Source organism: Peteryoungia wuzhouensis (assembly GCF_003205195.1).
In the GTDB taxonomy this organism is placed as follows: domain Bacteria; phylum Pseudomonadota; class Alphaproteobacteria; order Rhizobiales; family Rhizobiaceae; genus Allorhizobium; species Allorhizobium wuzhouense.
The window spans coordinates 64239-85381 of the sequence record NZ_QJRY01000012.1 but is presented as its reverse complement, the minus strand read 5'-3'; the positions used below and the strand labels follow the sequence as shown (position 1 = coordinate 85381).

Sequence of the window (21143 nt, the reverse complement as noted above, 5' to 3'; positions counted from 1 at the left end):
AGATCGAGAACGAGAAGGAAAAGCCGATCACCGTCAACTACGACGAACTGGTCAAGAGCTGGCAGAAATAGCAGCGAATCCTGATTGATCTCCGAACCAGAACGCCCGGAAGCTATGGCTCCGGGCGTTTTTGCGTTTATGAATTCAATGAAAGGAATTTCCAGATATTTTATGAGTTACGCGTCAGTGGGGCAGGGAGTCCTCAATTTTCACATCTCAACGTCCCATAGTTTGATTGTAAATATTGAAATTTTCGGTGGCTCCCAGGAGGTGTTTGATAAGAAAATTATTTACAAAAGATCTGAATTTGATATCAGTCTTACCAAGGGTCGCTGTTGACCTGTAGCCCCTTGGCAGCGCGCTGCCTGGTCGAGGTTTCCAACGATTTTCACGGGATGGGTAGGAGCATGACATTCGTAACGATGGGGCCGATGTTGAAGCGGGCACAGGCAGCGGGTTATGGGATCGCCGCCTTCAACATGATTGACTACAACAGTGCGCGATCTATCGTTGATGGGGCGGTAGAGTTGCAGGCGCCGATTATCGTTCAGGTTTCCGTCAAGACGATCCGGCACTGGGGCTTCAAGCCGATTGCCACATGGGTGCGCATGATGGCGGACGATGTCGATATCCCGGTCGCTCTGCACCTGGATCACTGCACCGACGAGGATGTCATCAAGCGTTGCATCGATGCAGGCTGGACGTCGGTGATGTTCGACGGTTCTTCCTTGCCCTTTGCCGAGAACCGCGCCCGATCGGAGGCGATTTATCGCTTGACTGAATCCGCAGGCGTTGGGCTGGAAGCTGAAATCGGGGCGATCGGCGGCGTCGAGGATGACAAGTTCGTCGCCGAGGATTCCGCCATCCTGGCCGATTATGATGAATGCCTCGAATTCGTGAAGAACATGCCGAACCTTGCAGTTTTCGCGCCTGCCATCGGCACCGCACACGGCGTGTACAAAGGTCAGCCGAAGATTGCTTATGATCTGCTCGAAAGAATTTCCGGCGCAGTGGGCATTCCGATCGCGTTGCATGGTGGCACGGGCCTCAGCCAGGAACAATTCGACCGCTGCATCTCGGGTGGCTGCGCCAAGGTGAATATCTCCACCATGCACAAGCTTCGCTTCATCGACGGCTTCCTGGATGTGCGGCAGGCGAAGCCTAAGCTGGAGGAGCCACTGCCGTTCATCGTCGGTCAGTATGATGCGATGAAGCGTGATGTCTGCGACATGATCACTGCATTCGGCTCTCGCGGCAAGGCGGCGCAGGCCGCCGGTATGGTGGGTTGAGCGATGATGCAGGCGTTGATCTTCGACTGCGACGGCGTTCTCGTTGACACCGAGCGTGACGGCCATCGTGTTGCCTTCAACCAGGCTTTTGCGGAGCTCGGTATCAATTGTGAGTGGAGCGTTGAGCGCTATGGGCAATTGCTGCTGACGGCGGGTGGCAAGGAGAGGATGCGGCGGCATTTCGATGAAGCCGGATGGCCATCCGAGTTTCCCGACCGGGATGGGCTGATCAACCGGATCCATAGGCTGAAAACCGATCTCTTCATGTCCTTGATCAGTGCCGGTGCGCTGCCGTTGCGTCCTGGAATTCAGCGGATCGTGGACGAAGCCATAGCGGCGGGAGTCACGCTTGCGGTCTGCTCTACATCAAACGAGCGGGCCGTCCAGGCAGTTGTCGATGTCCTGCTCGGCCCGGAACGGTCTGCCAAGATCAGCGTCTTTGCCGGAGATGTGGTTGCTGCCAAGAAGCCTGCACCCGACATCTACAACCTCGCCGCCAAGACGCTCGGACTGTCGCCCACGGCATGTGTCGTCGTTGAGGATAGCAACAATGGGCTCCGCGCCGCCAAGGCTGCAGGCATGCGCTGTATCGTGACGGTGTCTTCCTATACCGGCGAGGAGGATTTCAATCTTGCCGACCGGGTTGTGGCCGATCTCGATCAGGGCATCGACATTGCGGCCTGCCGCACCATGCTCGAGATGGCAGCTCGGGCCGAATGACGGATTGGCATTGCCCAGACCGGGGGCAGGCCGTTGCCGGTCCGGTCTAGTCCCGGTTGCGGTGACGGTAGCGCTTTTCCAGTGCTGCCCCCGTGGTTCGAAGGCTCTCAACCGTCTTTTCCCCCGTTCGAAACAGGGTGCTGACATAGAGAAGGTCTATTAGAAAAAGCTGGCTGATCCGCCCCTCCAGGAAGTCACCGTGGAGGGGCACAAGCTGTTGGCTCGCCCCCCAGGTTATGAGGGAGACGCTGGCGGCTTTGGCCACTTCAGACCCGGCATTGCTGGTAATGGCGATTGTCGTTGCGGAGCGTTCGCCCGCCAGAAGAAGGGCATCCGTCACCGTCTCGGTCGTACCGGTGTGCGAGATCCCGATCATCACGTCATCGGACTTCAGCGTCGCTGCGACGATTGTCTGCGTATAGCCGTCGCGATAGCTGGTGGCATCAAAACCTGCCTTCATGAACAGGTGAGCGGCTTCGTCGCAGATCGAGGCGGCGCCGCCAACCCCGACGAAGACGATCTTCTTCGCCTTGCGGAGCGCTTCCACGGCCAGTTCCAGCCGCTGCGCATCCAGCATGCGGTGCGTGCCTTCCAGGCCGGAAATCAAAAGTGAAGCAAGCTTGCCACTGGTTGTGATCAGCGAGTCGCTATCATCGATCTCAAGGGGAAGATTGACAAAGGATCGTCGCGCACGGGCGCCCTCTGCCAGCGAAAGTTTCATGTCAGGATAGCCTTCATAGCCGAGCGCGCGGCTGACGCGGCTGATGGTGGCTTCGCTCACGCCGAGATTGCGGCCGAGCTCCGTAATTGATGAGTCGAGTCGCTTGCCCGCGTTGTTGCGCAGAAAGTCGGCCACGATCCGTTCGGACTTCCGCAGGGTGCCATACCGTTCCTGGATCCGTTCAAGAAGATCGCTTTGTTGAAGGTCGGAAAGCTGGCGCGGCTCAGTCATGCGGAATTCCATTTTGACATTACACGCTGCCCTGGCGGCAGCATCCTGTTTCTAGCACTTTTTCCTCCAGAGTAAAAGTTTTCACCCGAATGTTCCAAGTCCTTTTCCGTGCATGGCGTTTTGGGCTCGGCGGGTCGGCAATTGAAGGTCCGAGCGAGGCGCAAGGCGGGCGGCGGTGTTCCGTGAAATTGGCCAGCAAAAATAGGAAAGTAATTTTCTGAAATCAGAAAATTATAAACTCCGCGAGTGCGATAGGCTTCATGCGGTGGTGTCCTGGTTGAAAATCTTCTGCTCCGTCTAAGGATTTTTCAATTTATAATCAGTAATTTACGAAGTGATGTTTCCGAAAGTTCTGACGGCCTGGAAGATTTTCTGCAGCTCGACAACTATGAAGAAAATTTTCTCGACAGCTTTGTGAGTGAATGCTAGAAGGCTTCTCATCAGAAAACAGCCAACCATTTTGGGGAGACGAGCATTCATGTCAGCACACTCCAGCAAGGCCAACGCCCCATCTCGGGAGCTTCTGGAAAAACTTTTCAGGACGGCTTATAAGATCCGCGTTTTCGAGGCCGAGGGCATCAAGCTTTATCGCCAGGGTCTCATCCGCGGTTATTTCCATCCCTATCTGGGGCAGGAAGGTATTGCGACCGGAGTATGTGCCGCGTTGAAGGACGGCGACTACATTGCCTCCACCCATCGTGGTCACGGCCATTGCATCGCATGGGGCGCCAGCATCAACAAGATGGTCGCCGAGCTTCTCCAGAAGGACACCGGCTATTGCCGTGGATATGGTGGCTCCATGCATATTGCCGATATCAAGGCCGGCAACCTCGGCGCGAACGGCATCGTGGGTGCAGGCACGCCGCTGGGTGTTGGCGCAGCATTGGCCTCACAGATCAAGGGCTCCGATGCGGTCACCGTGACATTCACGACGGACGGTGCTTCGAACAACGGCACCTTCATGGAATCGCTCAATCTCGCGGCGATCTGGAATCTGGCCTTCGTGCTGGTCGTCGAAAACAACCAGTACGCCGTGTCGACGAAGATCGAGGAATCGACCCGCGAAGTGGACCTTTACAAGCGCGGCCTGGCCATCGGCGTCGAGAGCTATCAGGTCGATGGCAACGATCCGCTGGCCGTCTACAACATGACGAAGGATGCCGTGGAGAAATGCCGCCGTGGCGAAGGTCCTATCCTCATCGAAGCCAAGACCTACCGCCACATGGGCCATCACGTGAACGATCCCGGGAAGTACATGCCGGCTGACCGGCTCGCTTACTACAAGGAGCGCGATCCGGTCGATCGTGCCCGCAACGCGCTGACAGAAATGTCCGGCATCGACCAGTCTGAAATCGATGCGATCGAAAACGAGATCCGTGAAGAATTCGAGGCTGCGGTCGAGTTTTCGAAGGCAAGCGGTGAGGTGACGATCGCGGACTTCCGCGAATTCGCCGCCGCCTATTGAGCTTCCGGGAGAGAGGAAAAGAAGATGGCTAGAGAGCTTATGTACCGTGACGCCCTGCGTGAGGCGATCGACGAGGAAATGGCACGCGACAGTTCGGTCTTCATCATCGGTGAGGGCATTGCTGAACGTGGTGGCTCGTACAAGGTGACCGAGGGACTGCTGGACAAGTATGGTGCAAAACGTGTCCGCGACACGCCGATCGCAGAAGCGGGCATGATCGGCGTCGGTGTTGGGGCCGCCATTGCCGGTGCGCGTCCCATCGTTGAAATCCTGTATGTCGACTTCGCCATGCTGGGCATGGACATGCTGGTCAACCAGGCGGCAAAATTCCGTCTGATGACGGGCGGCGACGGTCGCGTCCCGTTCGTCATGCGCACGCAGGGCGGCACAGGCGGTGGCGTGGCAGCGCAGCATTCGCAGAGCCTCGAGGCTCTCTTCTATCACATTCCCGGTCTTAAAGTCGTCATGCCGTCGGTGCCTGCCGACGCCAAGGGGCTTCTGAAATACGCCCTGCGTCAGGAAGATCCGGTCATGTTCCTGGAGCACAAGCACCTCTATATGACCAAGGGCATGGTGCCTGACGGCGAATATGTCATCGAGTTCGGCAAGGGGGACATCAAGCGGGCCGGCAAGGACGTGACGATTATCGCCTGGTCGAACATGATCCCGCGCGCGCTGGAAGCGGCGGCAAAGCTTGCCGAAGAAGGCATTGATGCTGAAGTGCTCGATCCGCGTACTCTGGTGCCGCTCGACAAGGAGATGATCCTGACCTCGGTTGCCAAGACGAACCGGGTTGTCATCGTCCAGGAAGCGGTGCGCCGGGGAGGCGTCGCCTCAGACATCGCCTCCATCATTCAGGCCGAGGCCTTCTACGATCTCGATGCGCCGATTGAAATCGTCGCCGGTCTCAACATTCCCGTTCCGTTCAACCTCGAGCTTGAGAAGGCCAGCGTTCCGCAGGTCGATGACATTGTCGTTGCGACCCGTCGCACACTGCACGCCACGTCTTTCGCTCTTGCTGCGGAATGACCGAGGTTCTCCGAACGAGACAGGAAAGTTCGATGTCTATGAACGTATTGGAAAAACTGGCTGCGACAAATCCGGACTGTGAGATCTGGTGGGACTCGTCTCCCATGATCTATCCGGGGTGGAAGGCTTCGGTCCTCAAGGATGCGCCGGCCGAGAAGCGAGACGAATGGGAAGTGCAGCTCACGCGCCTGTTCGATGTGGAGCACGTGTCGGCAACCGGTGAGATGGGATTCCGCGGTGTCACCACCAACCCGCCGCTCTCCTTGCAGGCTATCCAAGCCGACCCGGCTTTCTGGGCCGATGAAATCCGCAATCTGGCGACCGCCAGCGGATCGGACGACATCGAAAGCATCTACTGGAGCATCTATCTCGACGTGGTTCGTCGGGGGGCGGCGATGATCCGCAAGGTCTATGAGGTGTCTGGCGGGAAATACGGTCTCGTATCGGGCCAGGTTGATCCACGGTTCGTCACCAACCGTGCACGCATGCTCGAACAGGGTCTGCAGCTTGCCGAGATCGCTCCGAACGTGATGGTGAAGATCCCGGGCTCCAAGGAAGGTTACGAAGTCATCGAGGAACTCACGGCGCTCGGCATTTCGACCAACAACACGACCTCCTTCACCGTGCCCCAATACATCGCCTGCATGGATGCCGTGTCCCGTGGTCTGGAACGGGCGAAGGCCAATGGGGTCGATCTGTCGAGATGGCGTTCCGTCATCACGCACATGTCTGCCCGGCTTGGCAATGTCGGCGATCTGAAGGCGCAGGCCGATGCGCGAGGCATTGCGCTGTCTCCGGAAGACATACTGCATGGCGAAATCGCCGTGCTCAAGCGCGCCTACCGCTATGGCAAGGAGCGCGGACACCCGAGCAAGATGCTGCAATGCTCGATGCGCGTTTCTGATGCAGGTCCTGGTGGAACGGCCTCCAGCTGGCACATTTCCAAGCTGGCCGGCGGTGATTTCGTCTACACCTGCCCGCCCGGCTACATCGCCCAATTGATGCAGGCCGAAGATAGGTTGCCCGAATTCGATCCGCGCGCCATCGACGAAGATGCGCCCGCTGAAACGATCGAGAAGCTGATGCGCATTCCATACTTCCGGCAGGCCTATGAATTCGACGGCATGCAGCCGGAGGAATTCGCGCAGTTCGGAGCCTTCGCCACGACGGCCGCCGAGTTTGCCGCTGCGACCCGAAAGACCGTGGACTTCGTCGCCCAGTCGGTTGAATCCGTCCGGCGCCGAGTCGCTTGAGAAAGAGAGCAATCTGATGGCACGTCCCATTCTTATGCCGCAGGTCGGGCAGGATCTGACCGAAGGCAAGATTACAGCCCTGAACATCAAGCTCGGCGACAAGGTCAAGAAGGGCGATATCGTCGCCGAGGTGGAATCCGAAAAGGCTGTGTTCGAGGTGGAAGCCTTCGAGACCGGCACGGTTATGGAAATCCGCTACAAGGTCGGGGATATGGCAACCGTCCTCGAACCGATCATCATGGTTGGCAGCGAGGGTGAGGTGCTGGAAACCGCGGCCGCCACGAGCACTGCCAGTGTAGAGGTTCAGGCGGCCGCTACCACGGCGATTGAGAGCGTGTCAGTCACGCCTGTCGAACGCGGTCGGGACCTGGAAACGGCTTTTCTGAAGGCGGGGACCGGTGGATCGTCTCCGCTGGCGCGGAGGCTCGCCGGCAGCGCCGGGGTCGATATCGCGCAGATCCCGGGCACGGGACCACGGGGTGCTGTGGTCAAGCGCGACGTTGAAGCCTTCCAGCGCAGCAAGCCTGGTGTGTCGTCCGTTCTGCCCTTCAGCGGCGGTACGGTTCGCGCAACAACGGGCGGCGCTTTGCCTCTGCGTACGCTTCAATCGGGCACCGGCGATCCGGTCGTGCTCATTCACGGTTTCGGTGGTGATGTCTCCGCCTGGCGGCCGTTTGTTGCCCATATCGGCCTCGCAAACCCCATTCTTGCTCTCGATCTTCCCGGTCACGGGGCCGCTGCAGCATCGTCTGTGAGCGATTTCGACAGCCTGACCGCAGCCGTCCATGCCACGCTCGCTGCCAGCGGGATCGATCGGCTTCACCTCGTCGGCCATTCGCTCGGTGCCGCTGTTGCCGCAAGCATCGCCGGTGGCGGGAGCCTTCAGGTGCGTTCGCTATCGCTTCTCTCACCCGCCGGGTTGGGGCCGAGGATCAATGGCGACTACGTCGCCGGTTTCCTCTCCTCGACGAGCGAGGCGGCGCTGAAGGTCTGGCTTGAGCTGCTGGTGCTTGATCCATCCTCCCTGCCGGGTGTCTTGGTCCGTGCGACCTTGTCGGCGCGCGAGGGCACGGCAATGGTCGACCATCAGGCGCGTCTTGCGGCTGGTGTCTTCGCCGGCAATACGCAGCTCTTCTCGATCCGCGATGCCCTGCACCGGTTCGGCGGACCTGTTCGGGCCATCATCGGCCGGGAGGATCGGATCATCCCGTCCGAGCAAGCCGATGCCGTGCCGTCGCATGTCGGCCTGTATCGTCTGCCGAATGTGGGTCACCTGCCACAGCTGGAAGCTGCCCCACTTGTCGGCCGGCTCATTGCGGAAAACGTTCGAAGCGCCGGTTGATCGCGCGCTTCACCTCCCGGCCGCACTGTGTGCTCCCAAGGGTACACAGTGCGGCTGACCGGAGGCTTGGACTACTTTTCCTTTTCTCCAAATTTTGCTCGAAAGGACAGGCGGATGCCAGCCTATGATGTGATCGTCATCGGCGCGGGACCGGGCGGCTATGTCGCTGCGATCCGCGCCGCGCAACTCGGCTTCAAAACAGCCGTGGTGGAGCGCCGACATCTCGGAGGCATTTGCCTGAACTGGGGCTGCATCCCCACAAAGTCGCTGCTTCATTCGGCTGAGATACTGCATGGCTTTCGCACCGCATCCCGCTTTGGCATCGACGCTGGCGAGCCTGCGATCAGTCTGTCAAGGATGGTGGAGCGCTCGCGCAGCGTTGCAGGCCAGTTGAATGCCGGTGTGCAGTTTCTCTTGCGCAAGAATAAGATCGATACGATCTGGGGCGAAGCTGAAATCGCGGGTCGCGGCCTTGTTCGGGTCAGGGAAGCCTCAGGCGACGCACCGAAGGGTGTATTGCCGCCCGGGGACTATGAAGCCTCGCATATCATCATCGCCACTGGTGCGCGCGAACGCGTGTTGCCGGGTCTGGAGCCGGACGGCAACGCCATCTGGTCTTATCATCATGCCATGACGGCGACGGCCATTCCGTCTTCGCTTGTCATTGTCGGCGGCGGCGCCATCGGGGTCGAATTTGCGGCCTTCTACGCAGAACTCGGAACGAAGGTCTCGTTGGTTGAACGCATGTCGCGCATTCTGCCGTTGGAGGATGCCGAGGTCGCTGATCTCATGGCAAAGGCTTTGCAAAAGAAGGGTATCGAGATCATTTGCGACGCGAGCGTCTCCGATGCCGCTGTTGCCGGCGCCGGTTTGAGCGTCGGGGTCACGCTTGTGGATGGCGAGACGCGCATTCTCGAGACAGAGAAACTTTTGTCGGCTGTGGGGGTCGTGGCCAATATCGAAGGATTGGGGCTGGAGCGCCTTGGTGTCGAACTGTCGAATGGTGCGATCCGGACGCTCTCTCGGGGACGCACAACTGTACCGGGCGTCTACGCGATCGGCGATGTCGCGGGCCCACCCATGTTGGCGCATAAGGCAGAACATGAAGGCATCATGTGCGTCGAAGGGATCGCCGGCCATGCCGGTCATGACAATCTCGGACCTGTTCCGTCCTGCGTATTTGCCAATCCGCAGGTGGCATCCATCGGCATGACGGAACAGTCAGCAAATGCCAGCGGCCGGGCAATCGAGATTGGCCGCTTCCATCTGCGGGGCAATGGCAAGGCGGTAACGCTCGGTGAAGGCGACGGCATGGTCAAGGTCCTGTTCGACGCCGGTACTCGACAGGTGATTGGCGCGCATATGCTCGGCCCCAATGTCAGCGAACTCATTCCCGTCTTCTCTCTCGCGATGGCGACGGGGGCTACACGCGAACAGCTTGCGGCGACGATTTTCCCGCATCCGACGCTTTCGGAAGCTATGCACGAAGCCGTCCTCGCGTCCGAAGGGCGCGCAATCCATGCCTAGGAAAATCCGGAAATGACCAACGGTTCTGCTGAACACAAGGGGACGATTGTTTTCGACCTCGACGGAACGCTCGTCGACAGCGTTCCGGATCTTGCCGGCGCTCTGGACGGGCTGATGATGGAGATGGGATTGCCAGCCTTCGGTATTCCTGCAACGCGCAAACTCATCGGTCACGGTATTGCCAACCTCGTCAGGGGCGCCCTAACTCTGCGCTCCATCGAATGGCAGCACGATCAGGGTCTCCACGCGATCACGCGGTTCACCGAATTGTATTCCGAGCGCCTGTCGCGCGAAACAAGGCCCTATCCGGATGTCAAGCAGACGCTCTCCATGCTTGCCGAAGATGGCTGGCAGCTTGCGGTCTGTACGAACAAGATCGAGCGCTATGCCAAGCTCATCCTGAGCGACCTCGGGCTTGCGCGCTTTTTTCCCGTCATTGCGGGCCCGGATACGTTTGGCGTGGCCAAACCCGATCCACGACATCTGCTGGAAACAGCCAGCCATGCCGGTGGTGGCGACCGGATCATCTTTGTCGGCGATTCCGAAGTCGATATCTCAACGGCCAAGGCTGCAGGCGTTCCGGTCATCGCCGTGAGTTACGGCTATGCCAAGACGCCGCTTGCGGCCTTGCTTCCGGAAGCGCTGGTGGATCGGTTCTCGGACATTCCGAAGGCGATCGACGACATCGCAAGAGAATGCCCTTCATAGGGTTGAGCTGTCGCATTCATGAGGAACGAGACGCGACACCAAGGCATTCAGTTGCCCATGTGTTGATATCGAGGAAGAATATCATGGCACTGAGATTGTCGCTGAACACAAATCCGCTGGTCAACCGGTTCGCCGATGTCGATGACCTGATCGATACGTTGGCCGAGGACATCCGTATTGGCCACATCCAGCTTACTCCGGAGTTCATCAATCCGTCCTGGCCCGCATCTGTTATCACCAAGCGTCTCCGGCAATTCCAGAGTGCGATGGAGAGAACAGGTGTGAAGGTCACCTCGATGATGACCAGCACTTATGGCCGTCTCAACCATTTCGGACATCCGGATGCCGATATCCGTCGGCACTACATCGACTGGTTCCGCACGTTGGCCGATATCTCGGCTGAGATGGGCGCAAGCTCGATGGGCACTCAGTTCGCGGTCTTTACCCAGAAGGACTATGACGATCCGGTCCGTCGTGAAGCTCTGATCGAGATTGCGATAGACTGCTGGCACGCGGTAGCCGATCACGCGAAAGCCGCAGGCCTTTCCTATCTGTTCTGGGAGCCAATGTCGGTGGGGCGGGAGTTTGGCCACACGATCGCCGAATGCCGATCCTTCGACAAACGTCTTGCGGCGGCGAAACTGTCCTTGCCGTTCAAGATGCTGGTCGACATCGACCATGGTGACGTCACGTCCAGCAATCCCGACGATTGCGATCCCTATGCCTGGGCGGCCGCCTTTCCCCACGAGTCCCCGATTATCCATGTCAAGCAATCGTCGATGAACAAGGGAGGCCACTGGCCTTTCACCGCCCAACACAACCTGGATGGGCGCATCCAGCCGGAAAAGGTGATCCGCACGATCAAGGCTGCAGGCGGCGTCGATAACGAAATCTGCATGGAGTTGTCATTCCGCGAGCGCGAACCGACCGACAGCAATGTCGTCGCGATGATCCGGGAATCCGTCGCTTACTGGGAACCGCACATCGACACAGGTTTCAACCGCTGATCATGTGCGACAACAAAACATTGCCCGTTGCCGGGAGGAGAACGAGATGAGCAGCTCGACGCTTTGGGTCGGAACAAGCTGGAAGATGAACAAGACCTTGGCCGAGGCGCTTGCTTTCGCCGATGGACTGGCTGCCGTCGACGAGGATAGCCATCCGCGTGTTCAGCGCTTTATCGTGCCGCCGTTTACCACCATGCGCCAGGTGAAGGAGCGGCTTGCCGCGACAAGCGTCAAGGTTGGCGCGCAGAACATGCATTGGGACAATGGCGGGCCCTGGACGGGGGAAATTTCGCCGGTCATGCTCAGGGACTGCAACCTCGATCTGGTCGAGATTGGCCATAGCGAGCGGCGCGAATTCTTCAATGAGACCGACGCGACCGTAGGTCTGAAGACGGCGGCGGCCGTACGCCATGGGCTGGTGCCGCTGATCTGTATCGGCGAGACGCTGGCGCAGCGCGAAGCCGGCGAAGCAGACGTTGTTCTGCGTCGCCAAGTCGAGGGTGCCCTGTCACTTCTTGATGGCCAGGAGAAGGCAGCAACGATCCTGATCGCCTATGAACCCGTCTGGGCGATCGGCGTGAACGGGATCCCGGCAACGATAGAGTATGCCAGCGCACGACACGAAAAAATCGCAGCTGTTGCCAGCGCCCGTTTGGGGCGGGCTGTTCCCATTCTCTACGGCGGCAGTGTCAACCCGCAGAACTGTGCCGAGCTTGCGCGCGAGCCGGCCATTAATGGCCTGTTCATCGGCCGCTCCGCCTGGACGGTGGAAGGTTACCTCGACATCTTGAAACGGGTCGCCGCTGTCGCCTAACGATCCCTGAAACATCGGAAAAGTCATGATCTCTCGCGAAAAACACGACCGGATGGCAAATGCGATCCGTTTCCTCTCGATGGATGCCGTCGAAAAGGCCAATTCCGGCCATCCGGGCCTGCCTCTGGGGGCAGCTGATGTGGCGACAGTGCTGTTCTCCCGCTACCTGAAGTTCAATCCCAAGGTCCCGCTCTGGGCGGATCGCGACCGTTTTGTGCTCTCGGCCGGCCATGGCTCCATGCTCATCTATTCGCTGCTCTACCTCACCGGCTATGAGGACATGACGATCGAGGATATAAAATCCTTCCGTCAGCTGGGCTCGAAGACGGCGGGCCATCCGGAATATGGTCACGCCTCGGGAATCGAGACGACGACCGGACCGCTTGGCCAGGGCATTGCCAATGCCGTCGGCATGGCGATCGCCGAACGCAAACTCGCGGAGGAGTTTGGCTCTGACCTGCAGGATCATTTTACCTATGTGATCTGCGGTGACGGCTGCCTGATGGAGGGCATCAGCCACGAAGCCATCGCACTGGCCGGCCACCTGAAGCTCAACAAGCTGATCGTCTTCTGGGACGACAACAACATCACCATCGACGGTGCGGTTTCGTTGACGGACTCCACCGACCAGATTGCCCGCTTTCAGGCCGTTCACTGGAACACGATTCGCGTCGATGGCCACAATCCCGATGAGATTGCTGCCGCGATCGAATCTGCCCAGACATCCGATCGCCCGACGCTCATCGCCTGCAAGACGGTGATCGGCTTTGGTGCGCCGAACAAGCAGGGCACCCACAAGGTACACGGCTCGCCGCTTGGGGGAGACGAGATCGCGGCTGCCCGCACGGCGTTAAACTGGGACTCGGAAGCCTTCAACATCCCCGCCGACGTGCTCGACGCCTGGCGGGACGCAGGCTTGCGCTCGGTTCCGGCAAACAAGGCCTGGGATGACCGTATGGCGGCATCTGAATCTGCCAAGAAGTCCGAGTTCATGCGCCGATTTGCCGGCGAACTCCCCTCCGGTCTCGACAGCGCGATCGACACCTACAAGCAGAAACTGGCCGGCAGCCCGCCTGCCATCGCCACCCGCAAGGCCTCTGAAGATGCGCTTGAGGTGATCAATGGCCTTCTGCCGGAAACCTTTGGCGGTTCGGCCGACCTGACGCCCTCAAACAACACCAAGACCAGCCAGATGAAATCGATCACACCGGCCGATTTTTCCGGGCGCTACATGCACTGGGGCATCCGAGAACACGGCATGGCGGCGGCCATGAACGGGATTACGCTGCATGGCGGCCTCATTCCCTACGCCGGTGGCTTCATGATCTTTTCGGACTATTGCCGTCCGTCGATCCGCCTTGCGGCACTGATGGGTATTCGCGTCATCCATGTCCTGACCCATGATTCCATCGGCGTTGGCGAAGATGGCCCGACGCATGAGCCGGTCGAACAGATGGCGGCCCTGCGCGCGATCCCGAACCTGCTGGTGTTCCGTCCGGCCGATGCCGTGGAGACTGCGGAATGCTGGCAAGCGGCACTGAAAGAACAGTATCGCCCATCGGGTTTGGCGCTCACCCGCCAGAACCTTGCCCCGTCCCGTCTCGACTATGTTGCAGAAAACCTCTGTGCCAAGGGGGCTTACGAATTGCGATCTGCCGACAATGCCAAGGTCTCGATCTTCGCCTCCGGTTCGGAAGTCGAACTCGCGGTCGACGCGGCTGAACAGCTGAACGGCATGGGTATCGCCGCCCGTGTCGTCTCGGTTCCCTGCTTCGAGCTTTTTGCCGAACAACCGGAGCACTACCGCATGTCGGTGATCGGGGACGCGCCCGTGAAGATTGCTGTCGAAGCGGCGATCCGTCAGGGTTGGGACTATTTTATCGGCAATGACGGCGTTTTCATCGGCATGCATTCATTTGGATCGTCAGGGCCGGCAAAGCAGCTTTACAAGCATTTCGGAATTACGGTCGAGGCAATCGTCGAGGCTGCAGCAAACCGTATGGATGCGGTCGATTGAGTTCGCTCCAGCGGTTTTGGGGGGCTGTATTCTGAGCCGCTGAGCCGCTGAGACGGTGCGGAGCCATTGTGGGCGGCCGTCATCAGTGTGGTGGATCGGTTACTGAGCTGCCGGACCTCAACGCGTGGCTTTAAAACTGCCATACAGGTGAAGTTGCCGTATCGGCATCGTCGCCAGGCAACGGCCGTAGGGCAGCTCAATTGGATCAGCTTTACCTGTGTTTGGCATCCAGCCAACCGGTGATCAGGTCCCGGTATCGTTCGCCGCTGAAGCTGGGAAAATGGCCGCCGTGAACCACACGTACCGGAAAGGTCAGCAGGCGCTCCATTGAGGCGAGATAGTCGGCGGCGTTCGAATGGTAGGTGTCTTCGATCAGGGGGCCGTCGTAGAGGATGTCGCCGGAAAAGAGGATCTCTGTCGCCTTTTCGTAGAGCGCAATGCCGCCCGGCGAGTGGCCGGGTGTGTGGATGACTTCGAACTGCCGGTCGCCGAGGTCGATCACATCGCCGTCTTCGAGAATGCGTGTCGCGGGGGCCCGCCTGACTGCATAACATTTCGAACAATAGGGCTCGGGCGGTAAAGCGTCGAAGATGTCGTCGGTGACATAAGGATCGGCCAGCGTGTTTTCGCGTGTGGGATCGGCGAGAAGATCCGCCTCTGCCGAATGGACCGCGCGGCATTCGAATTCGTGGTGGCAGCCGATGTGATCGAAATGCGTGTGACTTGCCACCGCGATCAGCTCGCGTTCCGTCACAAGGGGCACCCATTCGCGAAGCGAGACGACGCCCATGCCGCTGTCAACAAGCATGTCGCGATCGCGGCCGCGCACATGCCAGATATTGCAGCGGTAGAATTCCTGGATATGCGGTTCGCGGATATAGGTGACGTCGTCGTCAAGGCGGCGGATGCTGTACCAGTGCTCGGGGCGCATGCGCGGCTTCATGATCAGCCTCCTAGGCCTCGGTCAGGGCTATGATGGTGTCTGCCTTCACGGCAAGGTCGAGCATATCGCCAGGCTTTGGATGTGCCGTCTGCGGCAGATGGGCGGTGATGACGATGTCTGGTCCGCTCTCAGGGTTCAGGTGGCACCGGTGATGCGCGCCGAAGAAGGCGCTGTCGGTGATCCGGGCGCGGCCCAGCGAAACGGCTGTGCCTTCTTCTCCGGTCGAGCGGAAGTGTTCGGGGCGGATGCACAGGGTGACTTTGCTGTTCACCTCAGGGCTGCCGGCGGTGAAGGCGGTGATCGGAATGGCGGTGCTGCCGAGGGCAGTTTCCACCTGCGCATGCTCACTCGCAATGGCGGTGACCCGGCCAGGGAGAAAATTGGCCTCGCCCATGAAGCCTGCGGAAAACAGCGATCGTGGCCGCATGTAGATGTCCGAGGGCGCGCCGACATCCTCGATGCGGCCGTGGTTCATCACCACGATCCGGTCGGCGATCGCCATCGCCTCTTCCTGGTCATGCGTGACATGGATGAAGGTGGTGCCGACACGTTTCTGGATGGCCTTCAACTCGTCCTGCATCTGGCGGCGAAGCTTCAGATCCAGCGCGCCGAGCGGCTCGTCGAGCAGCAGCACATCCGGATCGACGGCGAGTGCGCGGGCCAGCGCCACACGCTGCCGCTGGCCGCCGGAAAGCTCGTGCGGCTTCTTCGCTGCCGATGCCTTCAGCCCGACGAGATCGAGCATGGCGAGCGCCTTGTCGTTGCGCTCGGTCTTTCCCATGCCGCGCATGCGCAGGCCGAAGCCGACATTGTCGATGAGCTTCATGTGCGGGAACAGGGCATAGTCCTGGAACATGGTCGTCGTCGGGCGCTTTGCAGGCTCAACATGGGTCATGTCCCGGCCGCCGATCGCGATGGTGCCGGCGCTCGGCTCGATGAAGCCGCCGAGGATCGAGAGCAGGGTCGTCTTGCCACAGCCGGAGGGGCCAAGAAGCACGATGAATTCGCCGGCTTCGATCTCGAGCGAGACATCGTCGAGCGCGCGGAAGGCACCGAAGACTTTCGTGGCGTTGCGGATCGAGACGTCTGCGGTCATTGGGATTTCCCGGCTTTTCTGAAGACGGCGAGTTCCATGATGATGAGGAACGCCACCGAGATGAGGAAGACGACGCTGCCGATGGCATTGGTCTTGGGGTCAAGGCCGGAACGCAGCATGCTCCAGATCTCGACCGGCAGCGTCACATCGAAGCGCGACAGGAGGAAGGCGATGATGAATTCGTCCCAGCTGAAGGTGACCGACAGGAAGAAGGCGGCAAGAATGGACGGCATCAGCATCGGAGCCGTGACGTGCGCCATGACCTGCCAGTCCTTCGCGCCGAGATCGCGTGCGGCACGTTCGATATTGACCTGATGGCCGCCCATGGATGCGTAGATGATGGCGAAGCAAAGCGGCAGGTTGATCACGACATGGCCGATGCCGACGGTCCACAGCGACAGCGAAACATTGAGCCTGGACAGGAGCGACAGCAGTCCAAGCCCGATGATCAGCGTGCTGACCGTCATCGGAGCGACGATCAAGGCGCGCTGCAGGCCGGATGCGGGAAGCGTGTAACGGGCAAAGGCATAGGCTGCGAGAAACCCGAGCAGACAGGAGATCGCCGACGAGATGATCGCGACGATCAGCGAGTTGAACAGCGCTGCCATCAGCTTTTCATCGGCAAAGATTTCGCCATACCAGCGCAACGTCAGGCCATGCAGAGGGGGCACGGGCAGTGTGCCGTCCTGGAAGGAGAAGAGCACGAGAACGGCGACCGGCAGAAAGATGAAGAGATAGAGTCCACCAGCATAGAGGACCGCAAACGCCGTGTTGAGGTGCCGCATGGTCAGGTCCTCTCCATCTTCAGCCAGCGGGCGCAGGCGAGATAGGCGATCGTCACCACCACCATCAGCACCAGCGACAGGGCCGCTGCCATGGGGAAATCGGCGCGGCGGCCGAGCTGCAGCATGATGACCTGCGGCAGCACGAGTTCGTTGTTGCCGCCGAGGATCTGCGGGGTGATGTAATCGCCGATGCAGAGAACGAAGGTGAGGAAGGCGCCAACCATGATGCCGGGTAGCGTCAATGGCAGGATGACATGCCAGAAGGTCTGGAAGCCGCTCGCCCCGAGGTCGGCTGCCGCGCGGCGATAGTTGGGAGAGAGCTGGACCAGATTGGCGTATATGGTCAGCGTCAGAAGCATGACGAAGAAGTGCACGAAGCCGATCACTGTGCCGATCCGGTTGGCCGAAAGCTCCAGTGGCTCAGCGATCAGCCCTGTCCACATCAGCGCCTGGTTGACGACGCCCCCCTTGGAGAGCACGAGAAGCCAGGAATAGGAGCGCACCACATAGGAGGTCCAGAACGGCAGGATCGCCATGATCAAGGCAAAGCGCTGCCAGCGGCGCGGCACGCGCTCGGCGATGATCCAGGCCAGCGGATAGGCGAGGAGGATCGAAATGACGGTGACGATGGCGGTCACTTCGAGGGAGTTGAACAGTGCTTTCAGGAGATGCGGCTTGCCGAAGAAGGCCACGTAGTTGTCGAGTGTCCAGCTGGCGACGATCTCGCGCCGCTCACGGGTCCACAGGCTGATCGCCGCCATATAGAGAAATGGGACGAGGAAAAAGGCGATGGTCCACAGGACCGCCGGCAGCGCAAATCCCCAGGCCTTGCGGCGTTCTCGACGGTCCAGGGCAGTGGCGGTCATGGACGAGACACTCCGTTCTTGGATATCGGCTGTCCGGATGGACGGGGGACCGGCTGTCATCATGGCGGCGACGCGGGTCATGTCGGTTCAATGCTTCACTTCAATCAGCAAATCCCGTTGTGCCGGGAGGAGAGAGCAGACCCTCCGTCGACAATGCAAAGATGGCGGCTGGCGCCTACACATCATCGTCCAGGAAGATGCAGCGCGGCCGGCCTTTTGCCGCCGCGCCGCACTGACGGTTTACTGCTGCAGCATTTCCGTCCAGATGTCTTGCATCGCCGCGTCCAGATCTGCATCCGCAACCGGATAGAGCTGTGTCTTCTTCAGGTATTCCGGCTGCTTGTCCCATCGCAGAGCCGCCTTCTGCTCGGCTGAGAGTTGCGCGCCGGCCTTCGAGTTTGCCGGCATGCCCCAGTAGCATGAGGAGGTGGCGAGCTTTGCCTGCCCTTCAGGGCTCAGGATGTACTGGACGAACTTGGTGGCCAGATCCTGCTTGGTCGAATTCTTGAAAACGCCGATCGACTGGGCCCAGCGCAGGGCACCCTGCTGCGGGACGGTCCAGTCGAGGTTCGGTTTTTCGGCGGTGAGACCCGCAGTGACCCACTCGCCGCCACCGAGAATGATGTCGACTTCGCCGCTGACCAGCGCCGTCTGCGAGGCGACGACGTCACTCACCTGGCGAGCAACCTTCTTCATCTCGAACAGCTTTTCCCGGATCGCCGGCAGGTCGTCCTCGGTCAGGTCCGCTGTTTTCTTGCCGATGGCAAGACCCGTCAGGCCGATCATCGGCAGGTAGTAGTCGTAAAGGGCGATGCGGCCCTTGTACTTGTCGGACCAGAAGATCGAGAGGTCTTCCATGTCCTTCGGGTCGACCTTGGTCTTGTCGTAGGAAATCGTGTTGTAGCCGAACTTTTCCGTGACGGCGTAGATCTTGCCATCCTTGGTGTTGTTGGCCTCCATGCGGACCTCCGGGAAGATGTCGGCAGTCGGCAGCTTGTCAGCCGGGATTTCGGCGAGGAGGTCCATCTCTATGGCACGCGGAACGTCGACACCGTCGATGACGAAGACGTCCCAATCGCCGGGACGCGACTGTTCCACGATCGACAGACCGGCGCCTGTGCCTTCATATTCCTTCAGATTGACCTTGACGTTGTTGGCTTTTTCGAAGGGCTCGATCAGCGCGGGGTCCGTGTGGTCACACCAAACGAGCGCGTTGAGTTCCTCCTGGGCGAAGGCTCCGCCTGACAAAGCAGACATGGCAACTGTCGCAAGAAGCAAGCGGCGGGAGAGCCCGCCAAGTACGGTCTTTTCCATATGTTCACCCTCTTGTCGAAGACCCCATCGAGCCCCCGTGTTGAATAGTGGCACTCGTTTCGGCGCCTTGAGAAAAAGATTGAGTGAATTCATTTTTTAAGTCAATCTCAAATTTGAGGAGATTTCAACGGAGGTATCATGACCGGATTGCGCGCCCGCCAGAAGGCCGACAGGAACCGCCGCATCCTGGAAGCGGCCACCACCCTGTTCCGCGAACAGGGCTATGACAGTGCTCGCATCGAGGACATCGCGGAGATGGCGGAGGTCTCGGTCGGCACGCTTTACAACTACTATCAGAACAAGGGTGATATCCTCGTCGCCACGGTTTCGATGGAAGTGACCGAAGTGATCGAGGCCGGTGAGCGCATTGTCGCCAACCCGCCGCCGAGTGTGAACGAGGCGCTCGGCGCGCTGATCGCCCAGTATTTTGATCATTCGCTTGTCTATCTCAGCAAAGAGATGTGGCGCACGGCGATGGCGTCCGCAATCCAGCAGCCCGAGACTCCTCTGTCGAAGCGCTACACCGAACTTGACACATGCCTATGCGCCCAGGTTGTCCAGCTGATCGGGACGCTCCAGCGGCGCGGCGTTGTCATCGCCGGCGTCGACACGCGGGCGCTGGGGGAGGTTTTCTTCAACAATCTCAACATGATGTTCATCGAGTTCTGCAAGCATGAGAGCATGCCACTTGAACAGTTGAAGACCCGCGTCGCGGAGCAGAACCGCCCGATTGCCGAATTGATCAGCAGCGTCAAGCGTGTTGGTCCCGCTTCGAATTCCTGAAGACATGACAGATCATACGACAGCGGTGCTTTCCGCAGCAGACGCGCTCCTCACGGCCTTCGGTCGCCATGATACCAAGGCCTATTTCGACGCCTTTGCGCCGTCGGCAACCTTCATCTTTCACAATCTCGACCGCATTCTTTCCACCCGCGCCGCCTATGAAGCGGAATGGGCGCTCTGGGAAAGCCGGGACGGGTTTCGCGTCAAGGCTTGCCGCTCGACGAACCGCGCTCTGCAGCTCGTCGGGGATGTCGCAATCTTTACCCATGCCGTGGAGACCGATCTCGTGATTGGCGGCCAGGATGTGGTCAACCACGAGCGTGAAACCATTGTCTTTGCTCGTCAACCGGACGGTCAATGGCTGGCCGTTCACGAACATCTCTCACAGCTCCTCACCTAGCCGCTGCTGGCTTGCGTCTCAGTTGCGCTGGCATGATCTCGCGACCTTGCCGGAAGCCGACACGGTCTTCGCAGCCTGATCGGCGATGCTCCGCGGTCAGGCGCCTGCGGCCAGTTGGTGGCTTGCGATTTCGGTATCTAAAAGAGGTGTTGTGGGGAAATCTGCCCTGCCATAGCGTTTCAGCCAATGGACCGACGGACCGGAGGAATTGGAATGTGGCGTTGCGTTCTCGGCCTTGCCTTTTGCTCAACTCTTCTTGTTCCTGTCACGGCAGCAGCTAACGACTGTCAGCCGGTCGCTGATGCCTATAATGCGCTGGGAAAGGTGCCGGCATACAAGCAGACCGTGGTGCTTAATGGCAAGCCGTTGGCCGAGTTCATCGTGGTGGGTGATCGGCTCTACACCAAGCGGGAATCCGGCTGGACCGCGGTCGACCTAGGCGCAGGCGGACGCGCAGCAACGCAGAAAAAGGTCATCCCCGATGCTGCCAGTCTCAAGGGTTGTGCCCGCATAGGTGATGACAAGGTCGCTGGTAAAGATGCAGTGATTTATGCCTATACCCCGCCACCGATGCAAGGTGGGCTCGATCTCGGTCCGCAACGCGTGTGGATCGGCACGGCCGACGGACTGCCGCTGCGCATGACCTCGGAGCAAGCCAAGACCGATGTCACCCTCTCCTTCGACAATGTCACGGCACCGGTCCCGTGAGCCCGCGCCGCTGCAAAGCCCGGATGTCGCGTATCTTGGCTGTGGCGGATTTGCCGGGGTTCTTTGGTTTTATGGAGCATGATCTCGGCTTTGCGGACGCCGCAGCCGCATGTGACCGACGCGAA

General features: G+C 59.7%; 20 protein-coding genes. 14 read left to right on the top strand and 6 right to left on the bottom strand.

The features are described 5' to 3' along the window. Window positions 1-350 precede the first annotated feature (350 nt). On the top strand, window positions 351-1289 hold the full coding sequence (locus DMY87_RS23085; protein ID WP_133253055.1) for a class II fructose-bisphosphate aldolase: 939 nt from the start codon (window positions 351-353) through the stop codon (window positions 1287-1289). 3 nt (window positions 1290-1292) lie between these two features. Continuing rightward, the gene (locus DMY87_RS23080; protein ID WP_110793992.1) at window positions 1293-2009 is read left to right on the top strand and encodes an HAD-IA family hydrolase; all 717 of its coding nucleotides are present in this window, start codon (window positions 1293-1295) and stop codon (window positions 2007-2009) included. A 46-nt stretch (window positions 2010-2055) separates the two neighbouring features. Here the strand turns inward: DMY87_RS23080 and DMY87_RS23075 are convergent, their stop codons facing one another. Beyond that, window positions 2056-2961 (bottom strand): MurR/RpiR family transcriptional regulator, encoded by a 906-nt coding sequence (locus tag DMY87_RS23075; RefSeq protein ID WP_165826439.1) that lies wholly within the window; start codon window positions 2959-2961, stop codon window positions 2056-2058. A gap of 478 nt (window positions 2962-3439) precedes the next feature. On the opposite strand from DMY87_RS23075, the gene DMY87_RS24360 reads away from it, so the two are divergent. The 9 genes from DMY87_RS24360 (at window position 3440) to tkt (ending at window position 14123) form a co-directional block, all read left to right on the top strand. Beyond that, window positions 3440-4426, top strand: coding sequence for a thiamine pyrophosphate-dependent dehydrogenase E1 component subunit alpha (locus DMY87_RS24360; protein WP_205908214.1), 987 nt, complete (start codon window positions 3440-3442; stop codon window positions 4424-4426). 24 nt (window positions 4427-4450) lie between these two features. Further along, complete coding sequence (locus DMY87_RS24355; protein WP_205908213.1) at window positions 4451-5455, top strand: alpha-ketoacid dehydrogenase subunit beta; 1005 nt, start codon at window positions 4451-4453, stop codon at window positions 5453-5455. 32 nt (window positions 5456-5487) lie between these two features. Then, window positions 5488-6708 carry a transaldolase family protein gene (locus tag DMY87_RS23065; protein ID WP_165826438.1) on the top strand — a complete coding sequence of 407 codons (1221 nt, stop codon included), beginning with the start codon at window positions 5488-5490 and terminating at the stop codon, window positions 6706-6708. Window positions 6709-6724: 16 nt separating this feature from the next. Beyond that, complete coding sequence (locus tag DMY87_RS23060) at window positions 6725-8050, top strand: acetoin dehydrogenase dihydrolipoyllysine-residue acetyltransferase subunit (protein WP_165826437.1); 1326 nt, start codon at window positions 6725-6727, stop codon at window positions 8048-8050. A gap of 114 nt (window positions 8051-8164) precedes the next feature. After that, the gene (gene lpdA / locus DMY87_RS23055; RefSeq protein ID WP_110793988.1) at window positions 8165-9577 is read left to right on the top strand and encodes a dihydrolipoyl dehydrogenase; all 1413 of its coding nucleotides are present in this window, start codon (window positions 8165-8167) and stop codon (window positions 9575-9577) included. Window positions 9578-9589: 12 nt separating this feature from the next. Beyond that, window positions 9590-10285 carry an HAD-IA family hydrolase gene (locus DMY87_RS23050; RefSeq protein WP_110793987.1) on the top strand — a complete coding sequence of 232 codons (696 nt, stop codon included), beginning with the start codon at window positions 9590-9592 and terminating at the stop codon, window positions 10283-10285. A gap of 83 nt (window positions 10286-10368) precedes the next feature. Continuing rightward, window positions 10369-11292, top strand: coding sequence for a sugar phosphate isomerase/epimerase family protein (locus tag DMY87_RS23045; protein WP_110793986.1), 924 nt, complete (start codon window positions 10369-10371; stop codon window positions 11290-11292). Window positions 11293-11338: 46 nt separating this feature from the next. After that, window positions 11339-12106: a triose-phosphate isomerase gene (locus DMY87_RS23040; RefSeq protein WP_110793985.1), complete on the top strand. Its 768-nt coding sequence runs from the start codon at window positions 11339-11341 to the stop codon at window positions 12104-12106. Between the two features lie 25 nt (window positions 12107-12131). Further along, window positions 12132-14123, top strand: coding sequence for a transketolase (gene tkt / locus DMY87_RS23035; RefSeq protein ID WP_110793984.1), 1992 nt, complete (start codon window positions 12132-12134; stop codon window positions 14121-14123). Between the two features lie 211 nt (window positions 14124-14334). On the opposite strand, the gene DMY87_RS23030 is transcribed toward tkt, so the two are convergent. From DMY87_RS23030 to DMY87_RS23010, 5 genes are all read right to left on the bottom strand, one after another. After that, complete coding sequence (locus DMY87_RS23030; protein ID WP_110793983.1) at window positions 14335-15066, bottom strand: MBL fold metallo-hydrolase; 732 nt, start codon at window positions 15064-15066, stop codon at window positions 14335-14337. A 10-nt stretch (window positions 15067-15076) separates the two neighbouring features. Then, the gene (locus DMY87_RS24680) at window positions 15077-16162 is read right to left on the bottom strand and encodes an ABC transporter ATP-binding protein (protein WP_110793982.1); all 1086 of its coding nucleotides are present in this window, start codon (window positions 16160-16162) and stop codon (window positions 15077-15079) included. Continuing rightward, on the bottom strand, window positions 16159-16947 hold the full coding sequence (locus tag DMY87_RS23020) for an ABC transporter permease (RefSeq protein ID WP_110793981.1): 789 nt from the start codon (window positions 16945-16947) through the stop codon (window positions 16159-16161). The genes DMY87_RS24680 and DMY87_RS23020 overlap by 4 nt, the downstream gene beginning before the upstream one ends. 2 nt (window positions 16948-16949) lie before the next feature. Further along, window positions 16950-17813, bottom strand: a complete 864-nt coding sequence (locus DMY87_RS23015) for an ABC transporter permease (protein ID WP_110793996.1) — start codon at window positions 17811-17813, stop codon at window positions 16950-16952. Between the two features lie 240 nt (window positions 17814-18053). Next, window positions 18054-19127, bottom strand: a complete 1074-nt coding sequence (locus DMY87_RS23010; protein WP_110793980.1) for an ABC transporter substrate-binding protein — start codon at window positions 19125-19127, stop codon at window positions 18054-18056. A gap of 138 nt (window positions 19128-19265) precedes the next feature. Between DMY87_RS23010 and DMY87_RS23005 the strand changes: the two genes are divergently transcribed. The 3 genes from DMY87_RS23005 to DMY87_RS22995 all read left to right on the top strand — a co-directional run bounded on the left by DMY87_RS23005 (window position 19266) and on the right by DMY87_RS22995 (window position 21018). Then, complete coding sequence (locus tag DMY87_RS23005) at window positions 19266-19910, top strand: TetR/AcrR family transcriptional regulator (protein ID WP_110793979.1); 645 nt, start codon at window positions 19266-19268, stop codon at window positions 19908-19910. Window positions 19911-19914: 4 nt separating this feature from the next. Next, window positions 19915-20310: a YybH family protein gene (locus DMY87_RS23000; protein WP_110793978.1), complete on the top strand. Its 396-nt coding sequence runs from the start codon at window positions 19915-19917 to the stop codon at window positions 20308-20310. A gap of 213 nt (window positions 20311-20523) precedes the next feature. Then, window positions 20524-21018 carry a LolA-like protein gene (locus tag DMY87_RS22995; RefSeq protein ID WP_110793977.1) on the top strand — a complete coding sequence of 165 codons (495 nt, stop codon included), beginning with the start codon at window positions 20524-20526 and terminating at the stop codon, window positions 21016-21018. Window positions 21019-21143 lie beyond the last annotated feature (125 nt).

What these genes read in the sequence shown, in the direction of transcription:
- tkt (WP_110793984.1), top strand. Translation starts at nt 12,132, where the DNA reads ATGATCTCTCGCGAAAAACACGACCGGATGGCAAATGCGATCCGTTTC.
- DMY87_RS23030 (WP_110793983.1), bottom strand. Translation starts at nt 15,066, where the DNA reads ATGAAGCCGCGCATGCGCCCCGAGCACTGGTACAGCATCCGCCGCCTT.
- DMY87_RS23080 (WP_110793992.1), top strand. Translation starts at nt 1,293, where the DNA reads ATGATGCAGGCGTTGATCTTCGACTGCGACGGCGTTCTCGTTGACACC.
- DMY87_RS23010 (WP_110793980.1), bottom strand. Translation starts at nt 19,127, where the DNA reads ATGGAAAAGACCGTACTTGGCGGGCTCTCCCGCCGCTTGCTTCTTGCG.
- DMY87_RS23050 (WP_110793987.1), top strand. Translation starts at nt 9,590, where the DNA reads ATGACCAACGGTTCTGCTGAACACAAGGGGACGATTGTTTTCGACCTC.
- DMY87_RS24355 (WP_205908213.1), top strand. Translation starts at nt 4,451, where the DNA reads ATGGCTAGAGAGCTTATGTACCGTGACGCCCTGCGTGAGGCGATCGAC.
- DMY87_RS23075 (WP_165826439.1), bottom strand. Translation starts at nt 2,961, where the DNA reads ATGACTGAGCCGCGCCAGCTTTCCGACCTTCAACAAAGCGATCTTCTT.
- DMY87_RS24360 (WP_205908214.1), top strand. Translation starts at nt 3,440, where the DNA reads ATGTCAGCACACTCCAGCAAGGCCAACGCCCCATCTCGGGAGCTTCTG.
- DMY87_RS23060 (WP_165826437.1), top strand. Translation starts at nt 6,725, where the DNA reads ATGGCACGTCCCATTCTTATGCCGCAGGTCGGGCAGGATCTGACCGAA.
- DMY87_RS23000 (WP_110793978.1), top strand. Translation starts at nt 19,915, where the DNA reads ATGACAGATCATACGACAGCGGTGCTTTCCGCAGCAGACGCGCTCCTC.
- DMY87_RS23015 (WP_110793996.1), bottom strand. Translation starts at nt 17,813, where the DNA reads ATGACCGCCACTGCCCTGGACCGTCGAGAACGCCGCAAGGCCTGGGGA.
- DMY87_RS23045 (WP_110793986.1), top strand. Translation starts at nt 10,369, where the DNA reads ATGGCACTGAGATTGTCGCTGAACACAAATCCGCTGGTCAACCGGTTC.
- DMY87_RS23040 (WP_110793985.1), top strand. Translation starts at nt 11,339, where the DNA reads ATGAGCAGCTCGACGCTTTGGGTCGGAACAAGCTGGAAGATGAACAAG.
- lpdA (WP_110793988.1), top strand. Translation starts at nt 8,165, where the DNA reads ATGCCAGCCTATGATGTGATCGTCATCGGCGCGGGACCGGGCGGCTAT.
- DMY87_RS23005 (WP_110793979.1), top strand. Translation starts at nt 19,266, where the DNA reads ATGACCGGATTGCGCGCCCGCCAGAAGGCCGACAGGAACCGCCGCATC.
- DMY87_RS22995 (WP_110793977.1), top strand. Translation starts at nt 20,524, where the DNA reads ATGTGGCGTTGCGTTCTCGGCCTTGCCTTTTGCTCAACTCTTCTTGTT.
- DMY87_RS24680 (WP_110793982.1), bottom strand. Translation starts at nt 16,162, where the DNA reads ATGACCGCAGACGTCTCGATCCGCAACGCCACGAAAGTCTTCGGTGCC.
- DMY87_RS23020 (WP_110793981.1), bottom strand. Translation starts at nt 16,947, where the DNA reads ATGCGGCACCTCAACACGGCGTTTGCGGTCCTCTATGCTGGTGGACTC.
- DMY87_RS23065 (WP_165826438.1), top strand. Translation starts at nt 5,488, where the DNA reads ATGTCTATGAACGTATTGGAAAAACTGGCTGCGACAAATCCGGACTGT.